Annotated in this window: 18 protein-coding genes; 8 read left to right on the top strand and 10 right to left on the bottom strand. The window is 62.9% G+C overall.

The genetic code is table 11. The features are described from left to right. Positions 1–26: 26 nt before the first annotated feature. The 3 genes from AC19YS_RS13100 to AC19YS_RS13090 form a co-directional block, all read right to left on the bottom strand. Complete coding sequence (locus AC19YS_RS13100; RefSeq protein WP_106578893.1) at positions 27–1,019, bottom strand: ABC transporter permease; 993 nt, start codon at positions 1,017–1,019, stop codon at positions 27–29. Further along, positions 985–2,493, bottom strand: a complete 1,509-nt coding sequence (locus tag AC19YS_RS13095; protein ID WP_448197736.1) for a sugar ABC transporter ATP-binding protein — start codon at positions 2,491–2,493, stop codon at positions 985–987. The genes AC19YS_RS13100 and AC19YS_RS13095 overlap by 35 nt, the downstream gene beginning before the upstream one ends. 63 nt (positions 2,494–2,556) lie before the next feature. Next, complete coding sequence (locus tag AC19YS_RS13090) at positions 2,557–3,480, bottom strand: substrate-binding domain-containing protein (protein WP_500601888.1); 924 nt, start codon at positions 3,478–3,480, stop codon at positions 2,557–2,559. A 295-nt stretch (positions 3,481–3,775) separates the two neighbouring features. Here AC19YS_RS13090 and AC19YS_RS13085 point away from each other — a divergent pair, with 295 nt between their 5' ends. After that, positions 3,776–4,453, top strand: coding sequence for a sterol desaturase family protein (locus AC19YS_RS13085; protein ID WP_169367158.1), 678 nt, complete (start codon positions 3,776–3,778; stop codon positions 4,451–4,453). Beyond that, the gene (locus AC19YS_RS13080) at positions 4,450–5,550 is read left to right on the top strand and encodes an SMP-30/gluconolactonase/LRE family protein (RefSeq protein WP_500601886.1); all 1,101 of its coding nucleotides are present in this window, start codon (positions 4,450–4,452) and stop codon (positions 5,548–5,550) included. The genes AC19YS_RS13085 and AC19YS_RS13080 overlap by 4 nt, the downstream gene beginning before the upstream one ends. Positions 5,551–5,596: 46 nt before the next feature. On the opposite strand, the gene AC19YS_RS13075 is transcribed toward AC19YS_RS13080, so the two are convergent. From AC19YS_RS13075 to AC19YS_RS13060, 4 genes are all read right to left on the bottom strand, one after another. Further along, on the bottom strand, positions 5,597–7,039 hold the full coding sequence (locus AC19YS_RS13075; RefSeq protein WP_179677101.1) for a hypothetical protein: 1,443 nt from the start codon (positions 7,037–7,039) through the stop codon (positions 5,597–5,599). Between the two features lie 256 nt (positions 7,040–7,295). Continuing rightward, on the bottom strand, positions 7,296–8,360 hold the full coding sequence (locus AC19YS_RS13070) for a lipocalin-like domain-containing protein (RefSeq protein ID WP_500601885.1): 1,065 nt from the start codon (positions 8,358–8,360) through the stop codon (positions 7,296–7,298). Next, on the bottom strand, positions 8,350–10,812 hold the full coding sequence (locus AC19YS_RS13065; protein ID WP_500601884.1) for an FtsX-like permease family protein: 2,463 nt from the start codon (positions 10,810–10,812) through the stop codon (positions 8,350–8,352). The genes AC19YS_RS13070 and AC19YS_RS13065 overlap by 11 nt, the downstream gene beginning before the upstream one ends. Before the next feature lies 1 nt (position 10,813). After that, on the bottom strand, positions 10,814–11,482 hold the full coding sequence (locus AC19YS_RS13060) for an ABC transporter ATP-binding protein (protein WP_500601882.1): 669 nt from the start codon (positions 11,480–11,482) through the stop codon (positions 10,814–10,816). A gap of 277 nt (positions 11,483–11,759) precedes the next feature. On the opposite strand from AC19YS_RS13060, the gene pmrG reads away from it, so the two are divergent. From pmrG to AC19YS_RS13045, 3 genes are all read left to right on the top strand, one after another. Beyond that, entirely contained in the window at positions 11,760–12,434 is a 675-nt protein-coding gene (pmrG, locus tag AC19YS_RS13055) for a lipopolysaccharide core heptose(II)-phosphate phosphatase PmrG (RefSeq protein ID WP_169368669.1), read from the top strand. A gap of 187 nt (positions 12,435–12,621) precedes the next feature. Beyond that, entirely contained in the window at positions 12,622–14,277 is a 1,656-nt protein-coding gene (gene arnT, locus AC19YS_RS13050; RefSeq protein ID WP_500601880.1) for a lipid IV(A) 4-amino-4-deoxy-L-arabinosyltransferase, read from the top strand. Between the two features lie 26 nt (positions 14,278–14,303). Beyond that, on the top strand, positions 14,304–15,821 hold the full coding sequence (locus tag AC19YS_RS13045) for an ArnT family glycosyltransferase (RefSeq protein WP_500601878.1): 1,518 nt from the start codon (positions 14,304–14,306) through the stop codon (positions 15,819–15,821). Positions 15,822–15,830: 9 nt separating this feature from the next. On the opposite strand, the gene AC19YS_RS13040 is transcribed toward AC19YS_RS13045, so the two are convergent. The 3 genes from AC19YS_RS13040 to AC19YS_RS13030 all read right to left on the bottom strand — a co-directional run bounded on the left by AC19YS_RS13040 (position 15,831) and on the right by AC19YS_RS13030 (position 19,165). Next, a complete protein-coding gene (locus tag AC19YS_RS13040) occupies positions 15,831–16,670 on the bottom strand; it encodes an alpha/beta fold hydrolase (RefSeq protein ID WP_500601876.1) in 840 nt (279 codons plus the stop codon). Positions 16,671–16,733: 63 nt separating this feature from the next. Further along, positions 16,734–18,341: a dipeptide ABC transporter ATP-binding protein gene (locus AC19YS_RS13035; RefSeq protein WP_500601874.1), complete on the bottom strand. Its 1,608-nt coding sequence runs from the start codon at positions 18,339–18,341 to the stop codon at positions 16,734–16,736. Then, complete coding sequence (locus AC19YS_RS13030; protein WP_119735769.1) at positions 18,338–19,165, bottom strand: ABC transporter permease; 828 nt, start codon at positions 19,163–19,165, stop codon at positions 18,338–18,340. The genes AC19YS_RS13035 and AC19YS_RS13030 overlap by 4 nt, the downstream gene beginning before the upstream one ends. Between AC19YS_RS13030 and AC19YS_RS13025 the strand changes: the two genes are divergently transcribed. From AC19YS_RS13025 to AC19YS_RS13015, 3 genes are read left to right on the top strand one after another with little or no spacing between them, the layout of a single operon-like run. Beyond that, complete coding sequence (locus AC19YS_RS13025; protein WP_500601872.1) at positions 19,152–19,571, top strand: hypothetical protein; 420 nt, start codon at positions 19,152–19,154, stop codon at positions 19,569–19,571. The two genes, AC19YS_RS13030 and AC19YS_RS13025, sit on opposite strands and share 14 nt — an antisense overlap. 16 nt (positions 19,572–19,587) lie before the next feature. Next, positions 19,588–20,553, top strand: a complete 966-nt coding sequence (locus AC19YS_RS13020; RefSeq protein ID WP_124417977.1) for an LLM class flavin-dependent oxidoreductase — start codon at positions 19,588–19,590, stop codon at positions 20,551–20,553. After that, positions 20,543–21,712: an LLM class flavin-dependent oxidoreductase gene (locus AC19YS_RS13015; protein ID WP_500601871.1), complete on the top strand. Its 1,170-nt coding sequence runs from the start codon at positions 20,543–20,545 to the stop codon at positions 21,710–21,712. Before AC19YS_RS13020 ends, AC19YS_RS13015 begins: the two co-directional genes overlap by 11 nt. The last annotated feature ends 174 nt before the right edge of the window (positions 21,713–21,886 follow it).

Genomic DNA, 21,886 nt, shown 5'->3' with positions numbered 1-21,886 from the left:
GGTGTTCGGTCCTGTCTGGTGGGAATTTATTTGTGCCGCTGACGGCTGATAAAGATCGCCAGCAAAATGATTGCGCCTTTGATCACGCTCTGGACGTAGGGCGAAACGCCGAGCATGTTCAGGCCGTTGTTCAACACGCCCAGGAGCATGGCGCCGAGCAAGGTGCCGACGATGACCCCGCGCCCGCCGGCAATCGACGCGCCACCGAGTACCACCGCGGCAATCGCATCGAGCTCAAACGACACGCCCGCATTCGGCTGGCCGCTCATCAAGCGTGACGTCAGCACCAGCCCGGCAATCGCGGCGGTCAGGCCGCTGATGCCGTACACCAACAACTTGAAGCGCGCCGCCCGTACGCCAGACAAACGCACCGCTTCTTCATTGCCGCCAATGGCGTAGATGTAGCGACCGATGCGCGTGTGTTGCAGCAACACGTAGGCGGCTGCGTAAGTCATCAGCATGATCAGGATCGGCACTTCGATGCCGAACAGGCTCTGGCGCCCAAAGAAGCCGAACCACTCCGGCAACCCGGAAATCGGGTAGCCGTCGGTGTACATCAGGCCCAGCCCACGGGCGATGCCCATGGTTGCCAGGGTGACGATGATCGGCGGCATGTGCAGGTAGGCGACGAACAGCCCGTTGCCGATGCCAAAGGCCACGCCGATCAGCATCCCGGCGCCTATCGCCAGGCCTGGCGGCAAGCCCGCGACCATCAAACCGGCGGTCAACGTACCGGACAGTGCCATCACTGGCCCCACCGACAGGTCGATCCCGCCGGTGAGAATCACGCAGGTCATGCCCACGGCGATGATCGCGTTGATCGACACTTGGCGGGCGATGTTCGACAGGTTGCTGGCGGTCAGGAACGTGTCGCTGGCGAGGATCATCACCAGGGTCACCACCACCAGCCCCACGAACGGATAAAACGCCGGCGAACGCACCAGCCGCGCCAGGTTCAGGCGCAGCCGGCCGGTGTCGCCGGTGTTAATGGACATATTCACTTGAGCCCCCTGTTGCATGGCGCATGACCTCTTGTGGGTTGACGGCGGACGCTTCGAGTACCTTGACGATGGCGCCCTTGTGAAATACGGCGACGCGGTCGCACATGCCGATGACTTCGGGCAGTTCGGAGGAAATCATGATGATTGCGTAGCCCTGCTCGGTGAGGCTGCGCATCAGCGCGTAGATCTGCGCCTTGGCGCCGACGTCGATGCCGCGCGTGGGTTCGTCGAACACCAGCACGTCGCAGTGGTGGTTGATCCAACGCGCGATCACGACCTTTTGCTGGTTGCCGCCGCTGAGGTTGAACACTCGGCTTTCGCCGCTGGGCGCTTTGATCGACAGCTGGCGCATCAGGTCTTCAACACTGGCGCATTCCCTGGCCTTGTCGATCAGCCCGGAGGCGTTCTGGTACTTGGGCAGGTTATTCAGGGAGATGTTTTCGCGAATGCTGAAGTCCGTGATCAATCCTTCGCTCTTGCGGCTTTCGGGCAGCAGGCCGATGCCGTGGGCCAGGGCTTGCGCCGGGTCATCGAGGGTGACTTTCTCGCCGCGCAACCACACCTCTTTGCTCACCGACGGCAGCGCGCCCATCATGCCCAGCGCCAGTTCGGTACGGCCTGAACCCACCAGCCCGGCAAAGCCGAGGATCTCGCCCTTGTGCAACTGGAAGTGGTTATGCGGACCGTTGCGCACCAGCTGAATGTCCTTGACCTCCAGTAACAGCGGGCCGCGTGCATCGGTCGGCTTAGGCGGAAAACTGCATTCCAGGCGGCGGCCGACCATCATCTCGACGAGCCGATCAATGTCACTGTCGGCCACATCGGTCACGCCGACATTGCCGCCGTCGCGCAATACGCTGATGCGATCGCACACCTGGAAGATTTCCTCCAGGTGATGGGAGATAAAAATCACCGCCACGCCCTGGCGTTTGAGTTCGCGCATGATCTGAAACAGCAGCTCGGCCTCGCTGGGCGTCAACGTGGCGGTCGGCTCATCGAGCACCAGCAAACGCGCGTCCAGGGCCAGGGCCTTGGCGATTTCGACAAACTGCTGCTCGGCCACGCTCAGGTGCTTGACCGCGCACTGCAAATCGATGTTCACGCCCAGGCGCTTGAACAATGCTTGCGACGCCTCGACCATCTCGCGCTTGCGCAGCAGGCCGTAGCGGTTGCTCAACTCGTGGCCGAGAAAGATATTTTCCACCGCCGTGAGGTAGGGAATCAGGCTGAATTCCTGGAACACGATGCCAATGCCGGCAGCGATCGCATCGCGGTAGGTCGCGAACTGCTGCGCCTGGCCGTCGATCAGGATCTGCCCTTCGTCCTGATGCTCGACACCTCCGAGGATCTTCATCAGGGTTGACTTGCCCGCGCCGTTTTCCCCGAGCAAGGCGTGAATCTCGCCGCGTTCCACTTGCAGGTTGATGCCCTTGAGGGCCTGCACGCCCGGGTAACGCTTACAGATATTTTCCAGCTTCAGAAGACTGCTCATACCGGCGACCTCGTATTCAGAAGGAGACCTCAAGCCCCACGTGTGACGTGGGGCCCGGGCGATTTACCAGCTGAAGTCCTTGGCCTTGGCCTGATCGATCAAGGTGATGTCCACCGGAAGGGTGGCAGGCACTTGCGAACCCCACTTCTTGGCCAGCGCGATGCCAAGGGCCAAGCGGATCTGATCGCGTGGGTACTGCGCCGAGGTGGCGATGAACTTGCTGCCGAGCTTCTGGATCGCCTTGATCGCTTCCGGCGCGCCGTCGACGCTGACCAGTTTTACGTCCAGGCCACTGGCTTCGATGGCCGACAAGGCGCCGAGAGAACCGTTGTCATTGACGCTGAAAATGCCCTTGAGCGTGGGCTGGGCCTGCAGCATGTTTTCGGTGACGGTCAGCGCCTGGTCACGTTCCTGCTTGCCGTTCTGAATGCTGACGATCTTGATGTCCGGGTGCTTGGCCACCGCCTCTTTGCAGCCGCGCACACGCTCGAGGATCGGCACCACGGCGATGCCGTCGAGGATCGCGATGTTGCCTTTGTCGCCAATGTTCTTGGCCAGGTATTCACACGCCTGGAAACCGGCGTCGAAGTTTTTCGAGCCGACGAAGGAATCCAGTGGGCCGTCGGCTTGCGCGTCTACCGCAACCACCACAACCCCGGCGGCATGGGCGGATTTGACCGCCGATTGCACGCCGACCGAGTCGGTGGGGTTGATCAACAGAATGTCGATGCCCTTTTGCAGCATGTCTTCGACGTCGCTGACCTGTTTGGACACGTCGTGACGGGCGTCAGTGATGATCAGTTTTGCACCGATGGTCGCGCCGGCTTCTTCGAGGGCGTTTTTCATGGTGACGAAATAGGGGTTGTTGATCTCCTGGAAGGAGGCGCCGATGCGGATCGGTTTGGCGGCGTCGGCAAAGGCTGGAGCCGCGCTGCCGAGGGTGATGCTGACAGCCAGTAAACACAGGGTTTTGGGGAGCATTTTCATGGCGTGATTCTCTGTTTTGTTTTTATTGTTAGAGCAAATGTTATCGTTAACATTTTGCGAGAAGCTAGCAAGTAAATCAGGGCTGTGCAAGAGGCCATTGGTCGGTCTTGGTGCAAATGTGGGAGCGGGCTTGCTCGCGAAGAGGGTGTGTCCGTCACTGCATACCGCGACTGGCTAACCGCTTTCGCGAGCAAGCCCGCTCCCACATTTTGATCGGTGTACGGCGCAAAAACTCGCACATTCCCCACCACCAACTAAGCTCAGCCTCCAACAAAAAAATACCGAGCTGACCGCCATGGCCCACCCTACCGAGACCTTCCGCACCCGTTATCGCGCGGCCATAAGCCGCCATTACCACCCATGGCTGCACGCAGGTTTCGTCCTCGGTTATGGCATTTTCTGCATCCTCCTCGCCGGGGCCTCCACCGACCACATCACCGCGCTCCAGTGGCTGACCGTGCCCCTGACCCTGGTGTTCTTCAACCTGTGCATCTACCTCGTGCACCGCCACCTCGGTCATCACAAGCACACCCTCGCCCGGCTGTTTTATGCGCGTCACACCGGCGACCATCACAGTTTCTTCACGCCCGGCCACATGACCTACGACAGCCCTCGGGACTGGCGCGTGATCCTGTTTCCGGCGTGGCTGATCGTGCTGCACAGCCTGGCCATCACCCTGCCCGCCTGGTGGTTGCTCAACCACCTGAGCCCCAACATCGCCGGGCTGTTTGCCGCCTGCATGATCCTCGGTTACTTGCTGTACGAGGTGTTCCACGCCTGCGAACACCTGCCTGCCAACCACCGCGTGGCACGCCTGCCGTGGATCCGCCAGATGCACCAATTGCACGCCCTGCACCACCGCCGCGAACTGATGCAAGGGCGCAATTTCAATATCGTCCTGCCGCTGATGGATTACCTGTTTGGCACTCTGCAGTGGGAACCCAACGCCCACGACAACCAGGAACAGTCATGAGCCACCGCCGTCAAAATCTTCGCCATGGGCTGTTCGTTGTATCGCTTGCGCTGATCGCCTTTCTACTGCTGATGCCCACCCACGTACAACCGGTGAACTGGGCCCCGCCCAAGGCGCCCTCGATGAAGGACGGCACCTACGCCGAGAACCAGCGGCTCAAGACGGTGCAACGAATCGGCGCATCGAACATCGCCGGGCCCGAGGCCTTGTTGCTGGATGCGCAAGGTTTTTTGATCAGTGGCCTGCAGGACGGACGCATCATCCGAACATCGCCCGACAGCCACACCCTGGAAGTGTTGGCCAATACCGGCGGGCGTCCGCTCGGCCTGGCGTTGCACCCGGATGGGCGTTTGATCATTGCCGATGGGGTCAAGGGCTTGCTCGCGCTGGATGCCAATCGCCAACTCACACCGCTGACCAGCAGCGCGAATGGCTTGCCGTTTGGCTTTACCAATGACGTGACCGTTGACGCCAGTGGGCGCTTTGCCTATTTCAGTGACGCGTCAAGTCGCTGGGGCTATGGCCAGGATGGTGAAGCCGTGATCGAACATGGCGGCGATGGTCGGCTGTTGCGCTATGACTTTGCCACCGGCCTCACCGAGGTGTTGCTTGACCAGCTGCAATTTGCTAACGGTGTGGCGCTGGGGCCGGATGAGAACTATGTGCTGGTGAACGAAACCGGCGCCTACCGCATCAGCCGCTACTGGCTCAAGGGTGAGCACGTGGGTAGCCACGACCTGTTTATCGACAATCTGCCGGGCCTGCCGGACAACCTCAGTTTCAACGGCAGCGATCGCTTCTGGGTCGCGCTGTATTCGACACGCAACCCGTTGCTGGATGGCTTCGCCGGCTATCCGTTGCTGCGCAAGGTGATGGTACGGGCGCTGATGGTGGTGCCCAGGCCCATCGAGCGCAAAGCCTTTGTGCTGGGGCTGGATACCGACGGCAAGGTCATCGCCAACTTGCAGGATGGCAGCACGGGCAATTATTCGCCCATCACCACCGCGCGTGAATACGGCGACTGGTTGTACCTGGGCTCGTTGAAAAGCACGAGCATGGCGCGCCTGCCACTGAAGCAGGCACTGGCCCGCGAATAAAAAAGGCAGTCCGGATGGACTGCCCCTTCATGCTTGCGTCAACAGATCAGTGAATGATGTCCTGGGTGCAGATGTGCCCAAAGGTCACGTACGCCACATTGTCACCGCCCACCCCCACGCCGGGGAACTCGTCCAGCTCGATACGCCAGCCGCCGAAGTTGAAGGTGGTCTCCCAGTTGTATTTCACGCCGGTGCTGCTGTCCGGGTATTGCACGCGGTAATCTCCGAAACATTCGCCGAGCGCGGCGCTGGCCTGGGAGGTGCCGGCGCTGTTGGTGCTGGCCTTGAAGTCGGTCCAGTGGTACTCGGCGCCTACAAAGCGCTTGTCCACGCGCAGCACAGGCGTAACCCCCAACAGAGGTGCGCCCGTGGAGTCGGACCAGTTGGTGGTCCAGTTCAACGTGCGCCCGGCCTGGGTCGCCATCCAGAATATCGAAGCCGGTACCCGCACGATGTTGTCGCCCTTCACATCCGATGTGTTCAACCGTGGCGTCGAGCCAAGGCTCAAGGCGTACTGCTTGGTCGGGTCTTGTGCCACGCCCGGGTTGGCACGTACGCGCACCTTGACGGTGGTGCCCGGCGTGACGCTCGGGTAGGTCGACGTGGAGCCGGCCGGCACGGTGACCCAGTTGGCACCATCGAAACGCTCGAAGAGCCACTGGTTGCGGCTGCCATTTTCATCACCCGCCAGGTACATGCTCACGCTTTGGCCGCGCACCGCCTTGAAGTCGAAGTAATCAACGTCATTGGCGTTGTCGAGGTTGCCGGTCACCTTGTTCATCGAGTCCGGCAGCGCAAAGGCACTTTCCGGTGTGTCGTTGGGCTCAAAAGCGTCGATGTTGGTGTCCACCGCCACACCAAAACTGAACTGCGCATTGGTTGCGGTCTTGGCCACCATGAACCAGTAGTAATCACCCGCCGGCAGGATGCCGCCCAGGTATTCATCGGCGTTGCCCGGGTTATCGGACGTATCGATCAATTGCGGGTTGCCCTGGCCGTCATCGCGGAACAGGCTTAGCGACATATCGGCGCCGGCGCTCTGGTTGATCAACTGCACCAATACACGGGCGTTGTGCGGCAGGTTGAAGTGGTAGGGAAACTCCTGGCCGGTTTGCACCTGGTCGATGGTGTAGAGGGTGTTGATATCCAGGGTCGGAAACAGCGGCTCAAAGGCGGCGACGGCAGCACTTTTCAGGTTGGACTGGCTCGGCTTTTTCAGCTCGCCGATGGCAGTGTTGAACGGTGCGGATCTGGCCGCCTTGCCAGCGGGTTTTACCTTGCCGTTTTTAGCATCCAGCAGCTTTTGCAGCAGATCGTCCGGGATCGGCACAGGCGTCAGCGTGCCACCCGGTTTCAGCGCATCGATCACGCCTTGGTTGACCGTACCGGGGGTGAGTATCGGAAGGGTTGGCTCGGCCAGGGCAGAGGCCGAAATAAAGCAGGAGGCCATCATGGCCGCGCCCAGCATAAGGGCTTTTGTCGGTTTCATTTTTTATCCATCCATAGTTAAAAAATTGAAGCTCAGGTGATCGGTGACATCCGGTCACCTGAGATGGAATGTAGAACAAGACTGTATGCATGTACAGTATTTTTGCCGATTTTTTCACGCGCCCGTTTAAACTGAAAACCACCGACGCCTTCAGCCTATAGGCACGCCGATACGGCCCGGACACACGTTCAGGTGCGCACACTCACATTGGGAAGTTGCCTACCGGGCAGAGAAAAAGCGCCTGCACAGAGGCGCGTTAATACCCGGTCATTTCCAGGTACCCCACCCCACCCTCAAACTGCACCGGCCCTTCCCAGTACGGAATGCTCAGGTTCATCCAGGCCTTCGGATTGACGGCCTGGGGGGTGATATCCAGGTGCTTGCCGGGAATTTTCAGTGACCAGCGCGTCGGGATTTGGCGCCCGTCGATCGCGGTAGTGGTCAGTGGCGTGAGCTGGATATCGGCGTTGTGCAGCGTCTCGGTGCGGCCCTGTTGATCAATCCAGGTGCCGGTGAGATAGCCCGCGCCGTCTGTTTGTCGAACGCGAAACAGCATCAACTGCTCGCCGCGATCCAGGTGCAGGGAAAACCAGTCCCAGCCGGTCTGACTGGCCGCCAGCGGTTGGCTGCTCCATTCACGGTCGAGCCACGCCGGGCCGCTGACCTGATAGGGGGTGCCGTCGATGCTGACAGTGCCGGTCGCGGTGAAAAACGGCTGGCTGTAGTAGTAGGACGCCTGGCCCTGATCGGATTTGCGGCTGTAGCCGTTGTCACCTTGCAACACCAGCGGGCGGCTGGAGGTCAGGTGCAGGTCGTAGGCAAATTGCGCACCGCCGGCCTTGAGTTGCATCTGCGCCAGAGGGCTTGCGGCGCCGGGGCGGGTAGCGAAATTCCAGTCGTCGATCCAGGCGTTGAACGGCACCGCCTGGGCGCCGGCCTGGCCGATCCCGCCACGCGCGTAGCGTTCGGCAGCGTAGTGGTGAGTGGCGGAGGTGACGGCGGCGTGGCCGAGCCAGATCGTGGAGTCGTGCCAGCCGGGTTGCGCCGGCCCCGCCTTCAACGCGTTGCGAAACAGCGTCCATTGCACGCCGAACACATTGCCCTGGGCGTCCTTGAGGTTGGCGGTGACGTACCACCATTCAATGCGAAAACCGTCATGGGGGCCGTGGTCCTCGGGAAAACTGAAGACCTTGCCGGGCACCACCTGAGCAAAGTCCGCCGCATCGCTGCCCAGGCCGGCGAAACTTTGCGGCGGCGCGGGGGCTTTGTCGCACGCGGCCAGCAACAGCAAGGCGGTCCACAACCAGGCTTTAATCTTCATTGGCAAACGTCCTCAGCAGATCCGCCGGGCGACTGCGGTACAACTGCCACAACGGCCAGGCCGAGGCCAACAAGGTGGCCAGCAGCGCCAACCCCAACAATTGAGCAAGCTGCCACGGGAACACCTGCAATGGCAGGCGCCAGCCGAATGCCTGCACGTTGATCACCGCGTCCAGGCACCACGCCAGCAGCAGGCCCAGCGGCAACGCCAGCACCAGGGTCAGCACCGCCAACAGCCAGGTCTGGCCCAGGTTGAGCAACATCAATTGCCGACGCGTCACGCCCAGCGCCCACAGGGGCGCGAGTTGGCCCAGTCGACTCTGGCTCTGGGTCAGCAGGCTGATAAACAGCGCCACGCCGGCCACGCCGAGGGTGAGGCTGTTCAAGGCGGCGGTGGCGGCGAAAGTGCGCTCAAACACCTGGCTCGACCAGCCTTTGAGTTGCTGCTGATCGACAATGCGGCTGTCATCCAGGGCGAACGTGCGCTGCACCTCGCGCACCAGCGGTGGCACATCTTGCGGCTGCACCCGCAGGTTGAAGCGGGCCGGTGTCAGCGTTGGCCAATGCGCCAGCAGGTGGTGCGAATTGACCAGCAGATGGCCTTTGGGGTTGCCGTAGTCGGCGTAAATTCCCACCACCTTGGGCGACCAGAGACCCTCAGGCGTGGGGATCGCGATGGCATCGCCCAACTGCACCTTCAAGCGCCTCGCCAATTGTTCGCTGAGCATGACGGTGTCGCCTTGCAGCAACTGGTCCCAAGGTGTGCTTGCCGCCTCCAGCAACGGCCAGTGCTGGCGGTAGGTCGGGTCGTCGACCACGCCGAACACATCCGCCGGCCATCCCTGCAGTTGCACGGCAACCTGCCAGGTCGGTAACACCGCCTGCACCAAGGGTTGCTGCGTCAACCACGTCGCGAGTTGCTCGGCCTGAGCCGGGTTTTGCGGGTTGAGGTACAGCTCCGCCGTGAGGCGTTGCTCCAACCAGTTATTGAAGGTCTGGCGAAAGCCCGAGGTCATGGAGCCCGCGCCGATATTCGCCGCCAGGGCCAGCAGCAAAGCCATCAACGCCAGGCTCAAGGCGGGCAACTGCTGGCGGCAGTCGGCAAGAAACCACTGGCCGAGCACGGAGCGGCTACGCCCGAGCACTGCCGTCAGCAGGCCGTTGAGCACCACCGGCAAGCCGAGTGCTGCGCCCAGCAGCAAGGCGCCCATCAACACAAAACCGGCCGCCAGGCTGTCGCCCAACCCTAGCGCCAGCAGCGCGATGACCAGCGCGGTAGCCGCCACCCAACCCTGGCGTCGCAACCAGCGCGCGTGCGCGTCATGCCAGGCCTGGGCATTGGCCAGTGCCAGCAGCGGCAAGCGCGCCGCTCGCCACAGGCTGCTGCCGCCGGCCAGCAGCGCGCCCACGAGACTCAGGCCCAACCCGGCCATCCACCACCACGGGCTGAGGCTCAACTGGCCCGGCACCTCGGCGCCGTACAGCCCACGTAAACTTGCGGCGACATCCGGCAGCAGCAGGCTCGCCAACAGATACCCGCTGGCGACACCGAGCACACCGCCGAGCAACGACAACACGCCGAGCTCGACGCCCAGGCTGAGGATCAGCATGCGCGCGCTGACCCCGCAGGCGCGCAAGGTACGCAATAATCCGCGCCGTTGTTCCAGCGCCAGGCCGATCGCGGCGTGGACAATAAACAGCCCCACCACAAAGGATAAAAAGCCCAAGGCGTCGAGGTTCAAGTGAAAGCTTTCGGTGAGACGCGCGAGGTTGTTGTCTTCACCCTGCTTGAGTTGCAGCGCAGCCGGTGGCGTGGGATGACCGGCGGCAAAGGCCTTGTCCAGCAGCAGGCGCGACAGCTGCCCCGGCATGCCCAGCAGCGGTTGGGCAAAGCCGATATCGGTCAGCAACAGGCCCGGAGCCATGTCCTGCTGAACCTGCAACGGTGGCAAGGCTTGCCCGCTCGCGGTCAGCGGTTGCTCGCCTTCATGCAACCCCAGGGCCGACAAGGTGTGCGGTGCGATCCAGGTACGCCCCGGCGGGTTGAAAAACGCGATCATCTGCGCCTGGCTCAACCGCTGCCCCGCCACTGCCCCGCCGCCGGGCAACGACAGCGGGTCAATGCCCATTAATTGCAGGCGCAGGTTCTCATGCCCCTTGAGCTGCATGCGGCCCTGCACCACGGGCGATACCGGCCACCCGGCACGGCGCAGCTCGGCAAACAGCGCCTGGGGGAAGCTGGCAGCGTCCGGCGCGCTGAGGCTGGCTTGCGGCTCACCGCCGATCAATTGACTGGCGCGTGCATAACTGTCCCGCGCCTGGCTGTTCAGCGCCTGCACCCCGGTCAACAGTGCGGTGGCCAGCCACAGGCCGGTCAACACGCTGAAAAACTGCACCGGGTGACGCCGCCAATGGCTCAGCAGCGCGCGCAACGTCCAATAAAAAACGTTCATCTCAACGCGCGTCCGCGGGCACGACACGGCCGCGATGCAAGACCACTTGCCGGTCCAGGCGCGCTGCGATGCGCGGGCTGTGGGTGACCATCAACAGGCTGGTCGCGCTGTCACGCAGCAGGTCCAACAGCAATTGCAACACTTCATCGCTGGTGGCTTCGTCCAGATTGCCGGTCGGCTCATCGGCCAGCAGCAAGCCGGGGCGCGAGGCCAGGGCGCGCCCCACCGCCACCCGTTGCTGCTGGCCGCCGGACAGTTGCTCGGGATAGCGCTTGAGCAAGTCACCCAGCCCCAGGCGCTCCACCAATTGTGCCTGCCACTGCGGATCGAAGCGCCCTGCCAGCCGCGCCTGGAACGCCAGGTTGTCCTCGACGCTCAAACTGCCGATCAGGTTGAATTGCTGGAACACCAGGCCGATTTCGGTGCGCCGCCAGTGAGCCAACTGCGCCTCGGTCAGTTGGTCCAGGCGCTGTGCGCCGACCTGGATGCTGCCGCCGTCCACGCGGTCGAGCCCGGCCACCAGATGCAGCAGCGTACTTTTGCCGCTGCCCGACTCGCCCATCAGCGCAAGGCTGCTGCGTTCGCCCAGGTGCAAATCGACGCCCGCCAGCACCGTCAGCGGGCCCTGCGGGGTGGCGTAGCTTTTAAGGACACCGTGCACCTGCAACATAAAAGCGCTCACTTGAAAGACTGCAAACGAGGATAACGGCTGATTGTCGCGCCCACGCAATTTTTTCACATTGATTTCACCGCCCGCCTACCCTCGCCCCTCTAAATTGCCCACCACATACCCACGGCCGGCAACTAGTTAGTTGCCGGCCGTGGCCACTTTTAACCGCTGGATGTTCAGCGAAAAGACAGCAGCCCTATGACAGCCTCTTGCTTAACTTCGGGCATCCGTCGAAGCGTTGCGCCTACTTCAATAAAAACAGTGCAGTACAGTGCCCATGGTGAATGATGTGGTTGACCTTACCCTGACCAAGCCGCGTTCGCGCCGCGGCTATATCAAGTGGTTGCGAAAGTGGTGGGCGGGCCTTGCAGTCATCGCGCTGCTGCTCGCCGGCTTCCTGCTGTGGCCCTCATCACCGCGTGACCTGAGCGTGGGCAATCGCTTGCTGAACTCGCAAGTGCTGCCCAGCTGGCGCGACGGTGACCTGATCGTGCTGGTGCGCCATGAAGAGCGCTGCGACCGCTCGACAAACCCCTGTTTCGGCGGCGCCGAGGGCCTGACAGTCGTCGGCACCCAACGCGCGCAAGAACTGGGCAAGGCCTTCCTCAAACTCGGCATGGAAGGTAGCGACGTGCTTGCCAGCCCCGCATTGCGCACGGCCCAGACCTCACACTTCATGTTCGGCAATGCCGAGCTGACCTCCGGGCAGCAGGCGATCTGCGGCGCGGCCATTGGCGAAGAACTGCTCAGCCACAAGCAGCCCGGGCGCAACCTCGTATTTGTTACCCACAGCGGCTGTATTGCCGACTTCGAAAAGACCCTGGGTTTCCCCCACGCGGCCTTTCCCGAGTACGGCAGCGCCCTGTTTGTTCGGGTCAAGGCCAACGGCAAATTCGAGACCCTGGGCATCATGAACAGCCCCGGGTGGCCCGCCGTCCTGAAAAAACTCTAGACACTTTTTTACATATACCCACCTGTATGTTCAGCAAACCGACAGCCCTCTTCTGGCATGTTTAACTGCGCCTGTTACTTCAGGACGTCATGAATATTTTCAGTGGCTTAGTGAACTTAGTGACTCTTTCTTCTATTACTTACATGCCTCAGTACTCCACCGTTAAACGTCAAGGAGCGACGTTTTGATGACCCGTTTAAAACCTCTGCCGGTATTGTTGCTGGCCTTCGCCGTGTTCTATCTGCTGCCTTTGGGCCTGCACGGTTTATGGATACCGGATGAAACCCGCTACGCCCAGATCAGCCAGGAAATGCTGTTGAGCGGCAACTGGGTGGCGCCTCATTTCATGGGCGTGCGCTACTTCGAAAAGCCTGCCGCCGGCTATTGGCTGATCGCCATCGGCCAGTGGGTGTTTGGCGAAAACCTCTTCGGGGTGCGCATTGCCTCGGCCTTGACCACAGGCCTGAGCGTTGTGCTCGCGTACCTTATCGCCCGCCGCCTGTGGAACGACCCGCGCAAGAGCTTCGCCTGTGCCCTGCTCTACATGAGCTTCGGGCTGGTGGCGGGGCAAGCGGGTTACTCCAACCTCGATCCGCAATTCACCCTGTGGGTCAACCTCAGCCTGGTTGCTCTGTGGTTCGCGCTCGACAGCCGCACCTCACGTGGCCGGCTCGGCGCCTGGGCAGTGCTGGGCGTGGCCTGCGCCATGGGGTTTATGACCAAGGGCTTTCTGGCCTGGCTGTTGCCGGTGCTGATCGCCGTGCCGTACATGCTCTGGCAACGACGCCTGGGTGAATTGTTGCGCTATGGCCCGCTGGCGATCCTGGTGGCGGTGGTGCTGTGCCTGCCGTGGGTGTGGGCGATCCATCTGCAGGAACCGGACTACTGGCGCTTCTTCTTCTGGCACGAGCACATCCGCCGCTTCTCCTCCAACAATGCCCAACACGCCAGGGCCTGGTGGTTCTTCCTGCCGGTCATGGTGGTGGCGTGCCTGCCATGGGCGGCGCTGTTGCCCGCGACCGTGATCAACGCCTGGAAAGACAAAGGCCAACCGGCGATTATTTTTCTGGCCTTGTGGCTGCTGCTGCCGCTGGTTTTTTTCAGCCTGAGCAACGGCAAGCTGCCGACCTACATCATGCCGTGTCTGCTGCCTCTGGCGTTGCTGATGGGGCATGCGTTGATCGACCTGATCAACCGCGGCAAAACACGCAGCCTGCGCATTAACGGCCTGCTCAATTTCGTCATCGGCCTCGGCGCGATGGCGACCCTGATTTACCTGCAAATCGACAAGCCGTTGTACAGCAACAGCCACGCCGAGATGTACAGCCTGTCGCTGACCTTCATCGTGCTGTTGGGCTGGATCCTGGCAAATCTGCTGCAAGCCTTCCGCCCGCTGACGCTGTGGGCCATGCCTGCGCTGGCCATCGGCGTGCTGGTGGCGCTGCTGCCTGCCGGCATGCCGCAAGAGGTTACCGATACCGAAATGCCCGACCAGTTCGTGCTTGAGCATCTGGATGAACTGCAACAAACCCATGCTTTGATCAGCAATGAACTGGGTTCGGCCTCGGCTTTGTCCTGGCGCTTGCGCCGCCCTGACGTGGCGTTCTACGACACCGAGGGCGAACTGCGCTATGGCCTCAAATACGCAGATTCGGTGCACCGCAAAGTCAGCTTTGAAAATGTTCAGCCCTGGCTGAGCGAAGCCCGCCAACAAGGCTCGGTCGGCGTATTGATGCGCGTCAGAAGCACCAGTGAACATCGCGAAGAAGGGCAACTGCCACCCGGAGGCCAGCGCTACCGCAAGGGCGCCATGCTGCTGATCATTTATCCCAAACTTCCTTGACGTCATGCCCACCGTGAGAGCCGCCGATGAATTTCTGGAAAACCGAACGCGGCGCGCTGGTGCTGCTGCTGGGCGTCTCGGCGTTACTCCTGCTGCTGGGCCTGGGCAGTCGCGATTTGTGGGGGCCGGAGACCCGTTGGGCCAACATCGCCCTGCAGATGCTGCAAAGCGGTGACTACTTCGACCCCTACCTCAAGGGCGCACCGTACTACGACAAACCGCTGCCCTCTTACTGGCTGATTACCGCGTGCGCCAACCTGATGGGTGGACTCGGCCCGTGGTCGCTGCGCCTGTCATCCGTGATCGCGGCCTGGCTGAGCATCTGGCTGGTCTACCTGATCGGCGAGCGCCTGTTTCGTAAAGGCACCGGGTTGATTGCCGGCTGGATGCTGGCGACCACCTTCTACTTTCTGTTCTGGGCCCGCGTGGCCACAGCCGATGTGCTGACCGTGTGTGGCGTGCTGTCGGCGGTCTGGTGGTATTGGCGCGGTCCGGATGACACGCGGCTGGGACGCTACACGGTATTTTTCCTGCTGCTGGCGGCAACGTCGCTGTTCAAAGGTTTGATCGGCTTCGTGTTGCCGGGCCTGGTGCTGTTGCCGCACCTGCTCGGCGAACACCGCTACCGACGCCACCTCAACCTGCGCCTGCTGCTGGCCATGCTGATCGCGGCGGCGTTCTATTCGATTCCCTTCGTGTTGTCCCACTTTTACGGGGCACCCACCTATGGCGAGAGCGGCCTTGAACTGGTGTTCAAGGAAAACGTCGTGCGCTTTTTCGACCCCTTCGACCACATGGGGCCGATCTATACCTACCTGATCTACCTGCCCGCCTACACCCTGCCCTGGGCGCCGTGCTGGCTGCTCGGCGTGTGGCTGGCGCTGCGCCATTGGCGTCAAACGCCTCCCAACGTGCGATGGCTGGTGTGGGGCCTGGGCCTGTTGTTTGTGTTCTTTACCGCCAGCGGCAGCCGCCGCAGTTATTACGTGTTGCCGCTGGTGCCTTTCGCCCAGCTGCTGGGCGCCTGGTGGCTGAGTGAACGCCTGCAGCAGCAACCGGCCCGTTGGCCACGCTGGCAGAAGGCGTTTGGCATCACCGCCGGCGTGTTGCTGCTGGTGCTGGGCGTGGTCTACCCCTGGACCACCGGCAACGGCGGCGTCACCCGATTCGCCGAGGATGTGCAAGCCGAGGCGGTGAAAAGCGCGCCGTGGAATCAGTGGCAGATGGTGCTGGTGGAAGTCGACAACAAGGTCCCGATGTACCTGCAAAACGGCGGCAAGCCGTTTTACTACGTGAGCGAAACCCAGGACTTCCCGCGTCAGGGCGACAGCGGCGCCCTGATGGCCTGGCTGGAAAAAACCAGCGGCCAGGGGTTCGACCCGCAGCACACGATCATCGTCGCGCAATACTCAAAGCAAGACCCCACACCGTTGGCCTACCTGGGCACGGATCATCAGGTGATCACCACGCAGCCGGACAATGGCGAGCGGCTGTTCCAGAAACGTTCGGGCGGCAGCGTGGCGTTTATTCCTGTGCCACGCTGACAGGCCCGCTCAGGCGCTGCGAGTCTTCACCTGTGCGTGAAACCCCGCCAGCACCGCCTGCGGTTTTTCCAGCATCAGTTGGTGGCCGCAATTCTCCAACACTTGAAACACTGCGTTGGGCAACTGCGCTGCCAGAGCTTGCCCGCCACTGGCGGGCGTGAGGCCGTCACTGTCGCCGGCCAACACGCTGACCGGCAACAGCAGGCTGCGAACCTGCTCGGCGTCCGGCCATTGGGCGTGCTTCATCAGCGCCTTGAACATGGACAGGCGGTTGCGTTCAGTGAGTTTCTCTTCATAGGCCACCAGCGCCGGGTCGGCCGTGGCGTGCCAGGCGCGCTCGCGAAAGCCCTTGGCCAACACAGGGCGCAGCCATTCCAACAGCCACGCGGGCAACGCCATCAGGCCACCGCCTGTCACCGGTCGATGCAGCTGCGTGCCCAGTAACAGCGCCGCGTCGACGGGCACTGCGGGCTTGGCCAGCAAGGTGCTCAAGCTCAGCCCGGTGCCGAAGGAATGCGCCACGATCACGTTGCGAGCACCGCCGTAGCGTTGCAGGATCGCCAGGTAGTCGGCCACCAGCTCCGACCAGGCATAGGCAGCGGCTTTTCGCGGTTTGGCGCTGTCGCCGTGGCCGAGCAGGTCCCAGGCGACCAGGCTGTAACCCTCAGCCTTCAGCGCCTGCCATTGCAGGCGCCATTGGTCCTTGTTGCCGCCGGCGCCATGGCAGAAAAACACCACGGTGGCGGTTTCGGGCGTGCCGCGGTGGTGGGCGATGCTCAGGAATCGGCCGCGACGGACCTCCACGGCTTCACCGCGCACCACTGGCAACTGGCTAAGGTTGGCACTCATAAACACTGCATTCCTCGATCAAAAAACTCGGTCAGTGTGGCGGCGGCCTTGCCGGCGCCTGCATTAAAGCGTGTCGGCCTCAAGCACGGCGGCGTTCGGCACGCACTGCAACAGCGCTCGGGTATAGGGATGCCGCGCATCGGCAAACAATCTGTCAGTCTCGCCCTGCTCGACCACACGGCCGTGTTGCATCACGGCAATGCGATCACACAACCGCGCCGCCACGCGCAGGTCGTGGGTGATAAACACGATGCTCAATTTAAGGCGCCGTTGCAGCGACTCCAGCAGCTCCAGAATCTGCACCTGAATCAACGCATCCAGAGCCGAAACACACTCATCGGCAATCAGGATTTTCGGTTCCACCGCTAATGCACGGGCGATGCCGATGCGTTGGCGCTGGCCCCCGGAAAATTCGTGCGGGTAGCGCTCGAAGGCCGAGGCCGGCAGGCCCACCAGGTCAAGCAATTGCCGCGCGCGCTGTTCGGCGTCCGCCCTGGAGCGGCCCTGCACCCGCGGCCCGGTCATGATGATACGGCCTACCGTCTGGCGCGGGTTGAGCGAGGCGAACGGGTCCTGGAAAATCATCTGCACCGCGCTGCGCAACGGGCGCAGGCGCCGTTCCGATAAACCGACAACCTCCTGGCCGAGCCATTGGATGTGCCCGCTGTCGGCATGCAACAAGCGCACGAGGCAGCGGCCCAAGGTGGATTTGCCCGAGCCGGACTCACCCACAATCCCCAGGGTTTCGCCTTCGCGCAGTTGCAATTGAACCGCGTCCAGCGCTTGCGTGGTGCGGCGCGCGCCCCACCCTGCACGGGTGCTGAAAACCTTGCCCAGTTGCTCGGCCTTGAGCACCACGGCGCCGTCCACCGCCGTACGCGGTGCCAGCGGCTGTGCCGACACCGCCGCCAGCAGTTGCCGGGTATACGCCGCCTGCGGGTCGCGCAACACCTGTCGGGCGCTGCCCTGCTCCACCAGATGACCCTTTTGCAACACCAGCACGCGGTCGGCAATTGCCTCGACCACGGCAAAATCATGGGTGATAAACAACAGCGCCATGCCCTTGTCCTGTTGGATTTTGCGCAACAGGTCGAGGATCTGCGCCTGAGTGGTCACATCCAGGGCCGAGGTCGGTTCATCGGCAATCAACAGCGCCGGATCGAACGCCAGGGCCATGGCGATCACCACCCGTTGGCGCTGCCCGCCGGACAGCTCGAACGGATAAGCCAGGCGCAGGCGTTCAGGGTCGGGCAGGCCGACATAACCGAGCAGGTCGACCACGCGCCGACGGCGCTCGCGCACCGCGTTCACCCCATGGGCGCGCAGGGTTTCGTCGATCTGCTCACCCACGCGCAGCAGCGGGTTGAGGGCGCTCATCGGCTCCTGAAAGACCATGCTGATATCGCGCCCGCGCAGTTGGCGCATGGCGGTGTCGCTGAGGGCGGCCAGGTCTTGATCACGAAACGCCAGGCGCCCACTTTCCACCGTCAACGGCGTCGGCAGTTGACGCAGCAACGCCTTGGCCAGCATCGACTTGCCCGAGCCGGACTCGCCCACCACACACAGGCATTGGCCGCTGCGCAATTGCAGCGTCAGGTCATACAGCGCATGGCTGCGGTCCCCACCGGGCGGCAAGGCGATACGCAGGTTCTCGACACGCAATAACGTCATAGCGACCTCCCCGGTTCAAAAGCCACGCGCAAGCCTTCGCCCACCCGGTTCACCGCCAGCACGCACAGCACAATCGCCAGGCCCGGCAAAAAGCTCATCCACCAGGCCTCGCGCAACACGCCACGCGAGGCGTTGATCATGTAGCCCCAGCTCATCGCTTCCGGGTCGCTCAACCCGAGGAACGCCAGCGCCGCCTCAGTGAGGATCGCCGTGGCCATCACAAAGGTCATCACCACCAGCAACGGCGCCAGGGCGTTCGGCAGGATCTGTTGGGTGATGATCCCCAGTGGCGATTGCCCCAGCACCCGCGCGGCTTGCACAAACTCACGCTGGCGCAGGGTAAGGAATTCACTGCGCACCAGGCGCGCCACCGCCGGCCAGGCAACCAGGGCGATGGCCAGCACAATGGTGCCCAGAGACGGCTCCAGCACCGCCACCAAAATCACCGCCAGCACCAGCTGCGGAATAATCTGAAAAAACTCGGCGACGCGCATCAGCACGCCGTCGAGCCAACCGCCGAAATAACCGGCCAGCGCGCCGACGATCAAGCCGACCAGCAAGGTTGCCAGGCTCGCCAATGCGCCCACGGCCAGGGACACACGAGCGCCGTAGAGCAAACCGCTGCCCAGGTCGCGGCCGAGCAAATCGCTGCCCAGCCAATGCGCCGAATCATGGAACGGGGCGAGCATCGGCTGGGTGTTCATCTCCCATGGCGAACTGTGGGTGAGCCACGGCGCGGCAATCGCCAACCCCGCGAGTACCAGCAAAAATACCGCGCCCAGCAACGCCGAAGGCTGGCGGATAAAGCGTTTGAGCAGCGCCATCAGCCCTGCCCTCCAACCGCTGGCCGATGCCTACCTGCACGCCTGGTCGCACGCTGAGCGCGCGCCGCGCATTGGCGTGGTCCGCGCGATCTTCCCGGCCGACAGCCGCGCCAGCGCCCAGGCTGAACTGGCGGTGGACATCGAGCGGCACATCCCGCGCCTGCAACGCGAAGGCCTGATCAACGAGGCGCTGGACCTGCAGGAACACCTGCGCCTGATGAACGTGCACCACGGCCATGCCGATGAAGTGATCGAAAGCTTGCAGCACGACCCGTCGCTGCTGCCTTATGCTGATTACGTGATCGCCGTGGTCCAGGCCGAAAGCTCGACCCAGGCGCAGATCCTCAAGCGCCTGGAAATCATCGCCAAGGACATCGCCCCGGCGCTGGGTTGGCAAAAACGATGAAGAATGGAGCGCAGCGATGCCCCTTCAATTCAGCTGGCTGATGCCCCTGTGTACGCCCGATTGGGCGGCGCGGCCGGGGCAATGGATTCAGTTGGCCCAGGCGGTTGAATACGCCGGGCTCGATGGCCTGTGGATACCCGGTGGCGCCTTGTGCGCAGACAGCCTGGGTGTGGCGGCAGCGTTGTGCGCGCACACGCGGCGGGTGCAGTTGTCGGTGAGCGTGCCGCCAGAGGTAATGCTGCCGGCAGCACTGGCAACCACCCTGCAGAGTTTGCAATCGATCAGCGGCCACCGCGTGCAACTGCACCTGCCAAACGCTGAGCGCAGCGCGTTCGGCGAATGGCTCAACCGCGATCAGCGCAGCGAGCGCATCGGCGAATACCTGGACATCCTCCAGCAACTGCTCACAGCCAATAACGGCGGTCTGGACTATCAAGGCCGGTATTTCCAGCTGGAAAACGCCGGCGTCGCCCGCCGCGAGTTGCCCGCGCCTGCGCTGGTGCTGGACGACAGCCAGAGCCATACGCTGGTGGCCGCGCATGCCCAGACCTGCCTGCTGGCGCCTGGGCATCCGCATTGGCTGGCCCAGCAAATACAGGGTTGGCGGCAGAGCCAACCGGACCTTGAGTTTGCCTGCACCTTCGGCCTGATTCTCGGCGACAGCGAAGACCTGGCCTGGGAAACCGCTGCCACCTTGCTGCCCGTGCCGGACCTGCCGGATGAACCGCTGGCCACCCTGCCCCGCGCCCGCCACCCTTTGCGCCAATGGGAAGTGCACCCGAATTTGCTGCAACTGCAGCCCGGGCAACCGCTGATCCTGGTCGGCACCCCGCAACAGGTCGCCACGCGCCTGCAGGAACTGCACGGGCTGGGCCTGAGCCACCTGATCCTGGAAGGCGGCCCGGCGGTCAGCGAAGTACTGCGTTTTGGCGAACAGGTGGTCCCCCTTTTGCGCAAGGAGCGCTTGCACGATGAGCAATGATGTACGCCCACCGATCCAGCTGGACTGGTTCCTGCCCACCAACGGCGACGGCCGCCACCTCACCAGCAGCGGCCTGCCCAAGGTCGGGTTGTTCCAGGAAGGCGAACGCGCACCGACGCTGGACTACCTGCGCCAGATCGTACGCGCCACCGAACAGGCCGGTTTTGACGGCATCATGGTGCCCACCGCCAGCGGTTTCGAAGACCCGTGGCTGATCACCGCCGTGCTGGCCCAGGAAGTGCGCCGCCTGAACTTCCTGCTCACCTTGCGGCCCGGCACCGAATTGCCGGCCTACACCGCCCACCGCGCCGCCACTTTGCAATTGCTCAGCGAGAATCGCCTGGCCTTGCATGTGGTGACCGGCTCCAGCCGTTTCGAGCAGCGCTCGCTGGGCGACTTTCTCGAACACGACGAACGCTATGCGCGCACCGCTGAATTCCTGCAGCAATTCCAGGCTGTCTGGGCCGGCCAGCCTTCGGCGCATCCCGGACGTTATTACCGCAGCGGCACCCACACGCCGATCGCGCCCGGCGCTGTGGTGCCGCCCATCTATTTCGGCGGTGCCTCCGAAGCCGCCGAACGCGTCGGCGCGGCCCATGGGCAAACCTATTTGATGTGGTGCGAACCGCCGGTGATGATCGCCGAGCGCATCCAGCGCATGCGTGATCTGGCCGCCGCTCAGGGCCGCACGCTGCGCTTCGGGCTGCGCCTGCATGTGTTCGCCGCGCCCACCGATGAGCAGGCGTGGGCGCATGTTGAGCGGTTGCTGGAGGAGATCCCCAAGGACGCGATCGACCAGGCGCAACGGCAGATGGCCGCCTATGAGTCTGTCGGCCAGAGCCGCCAGACGCAGTTGATGCAAGGCCGTGGCCGCGGTGCGCGGGAGCTGGAGGTGTCGGCCAACCTGTGGGCGGGCGTGGGTTTGGTACGCGGGGGTGCGGGCACGGCGTTGGTGGGGAGTTATGCGCGGGTGGCGGAGCGGATCGAGGAGTATCACCAACTGGGGGTGGACAGTTTTATCTTGTCTGGTTTTCCTCATTTGGAAGAGGCGATTCATGTGGGGGCGCAGGTGGTGCCACTGTTACGCAAGATTGACGCGGCTCGGGGGGGCAGTGGTGTCGGGCTTGTTGCGCCTAGTGGTGGGTCAGTGAGTTTATGAGTTGGCTGAGCTGGCGTGATTGGGGGCATATCCGTTATTTGGGTGATGGCGGCTTTTGGTTCCGCTCTTACAGCGGGTCACTTTGGAAAAGCCCCAAAGTAACCAAAGGGCTCTTGCCCCACCACTCGGCACCTCGCTTGGGCTCGGTGTGCCCTCACTCCGGCTTGAATCCGT

Source organism: Pseudomonas sp. MF08831 (assembly GCF_059862645.1).
Note: the sequence above shows the minus strand (reverse complement) of the source record. Positions and strands in the feature narration are given on the sequence as shown.

Bases quoted from the DNA above. Each gene is read 5' to 3' on its own strand.
- AC19YS_RS13100 (WP_106578893.1), bottom strand. From the start codon at position 1,019: ATGCAACAGGGGGCTCAAGTGAATATGTCCATTAACACCGGCGACACC.
- AC19YS_RS13095 (WP_448197736.1), bottom strand. From the start codon at position 2,493: ATGAGCAGTCTTCTGAAGCTGGAAAATATCTGTAAGCGTTACCCGGGC.
- AC19YS_RS13090 (WP_500601888.1), bottom strand. From the start codon at position 3,480: ATGAAAATGCTCCCCAAAACCCTGTGTTTACTGGCTGTCAGCATCACC.
- AC19YS_RS13085 (WP_169367158.1), top strand. From the start codon at position 3,776: ATGGCCCACCCTACCGAGACCTTCCGCACCCGTTATCGCGCGGCCATA.
- AC19YS_RS13080 (WP_500601886.1), top strand. From the start codon at position 4,450: ATGAGCCACCGCCGTCAAAATCTTCGCCATGGGCTGTTCGTTGTATCG.
- AC19YS_RS13075 (WP_179677101.1), bottom strand. From the start codon at position 7,039: ATGAAACCGACAAAAGCCCTTATGCTGGGCGCGGCCATGATGGCCTCC.
- AC19YS_RS13070 (WP_500601885.1), bottom strand. From the start codon at position 8,360: ATGAAGATTAAAGCCTGGTTGTGGACCGCCTTGCTGTTGCTGGCCGCG.
- AC19YS_RS13065 (WP_500601884.1), bottom strand. From the start codon at position 10,812: ATGAACGTTTTTTATTGGACGTTGCGCGCGCTGCTGAGCCATTGGCGG.
- AC19YS_RS13060 (WP_500601882.1), bottom strand. From the start codon at position 11,482: ATGTTGCAGGTGCACGGTGTCCTTAAAAGCTACGCCACCCCGCAGGGC.
- pmrG (WP_169368669.1), top strand. From the start codon at position 11,760: ATGGTGAATGATGTGGTTGACCTTACCCTGACCAAGCCGCGTTCGCGC.
- arnT (WP_500601880.1), top strand. From the start codon at position 12,622: ATGACCCGTTTAAAACCTCTGCCGGTATTGTTGCTGGCCTTCGCCGTG.
- AC19YS_RS13045 (WP_500601878.1), top strand. From the start codon at position 14,304: ATGAATTTCTGGAAAACCGAACGCGGCGCGCTGGTGCTGCTGCTGGGC.
- AC19YS_RS13040 (WP_500601876.1), bottom strand. From the start codon at position 16,670: ATGAGTGCCAACCTTAGCCAGTTGCCAGTGGTGCGCGGTGAAGCCGTG.
- AC19YS_RS13035 (WP_500601874.1), bottom strand. From the start codon at position 18,341: ATGACGTTATTGCGTGTCGAGAACCTGCGTATCGCCTTGCCGCCCGGT.
- AC19YS_RS13030 (WP_119735769.1), bottom strand. From the start codon at position 19,165: ATGGCGCTGCTCAAACGCTTTATCCGCCAGCCTTCGGCGTTGCTGGGC.
- AC19YS_RS13020 (WP_124417977.1), top strand. From the start codon at position 19,588: ATGCCCCTTCAATTCAGCTGGCTGATGCCCCTGTGTACGCCCGATTGG.
- AC19YS_RS13015 (WP_500601871.1), top strand. From the start codon at position 20,543: ATGAGCAATGATGTACGCCCACCGATCCAGCTGGACTGGTTCCTGCCC.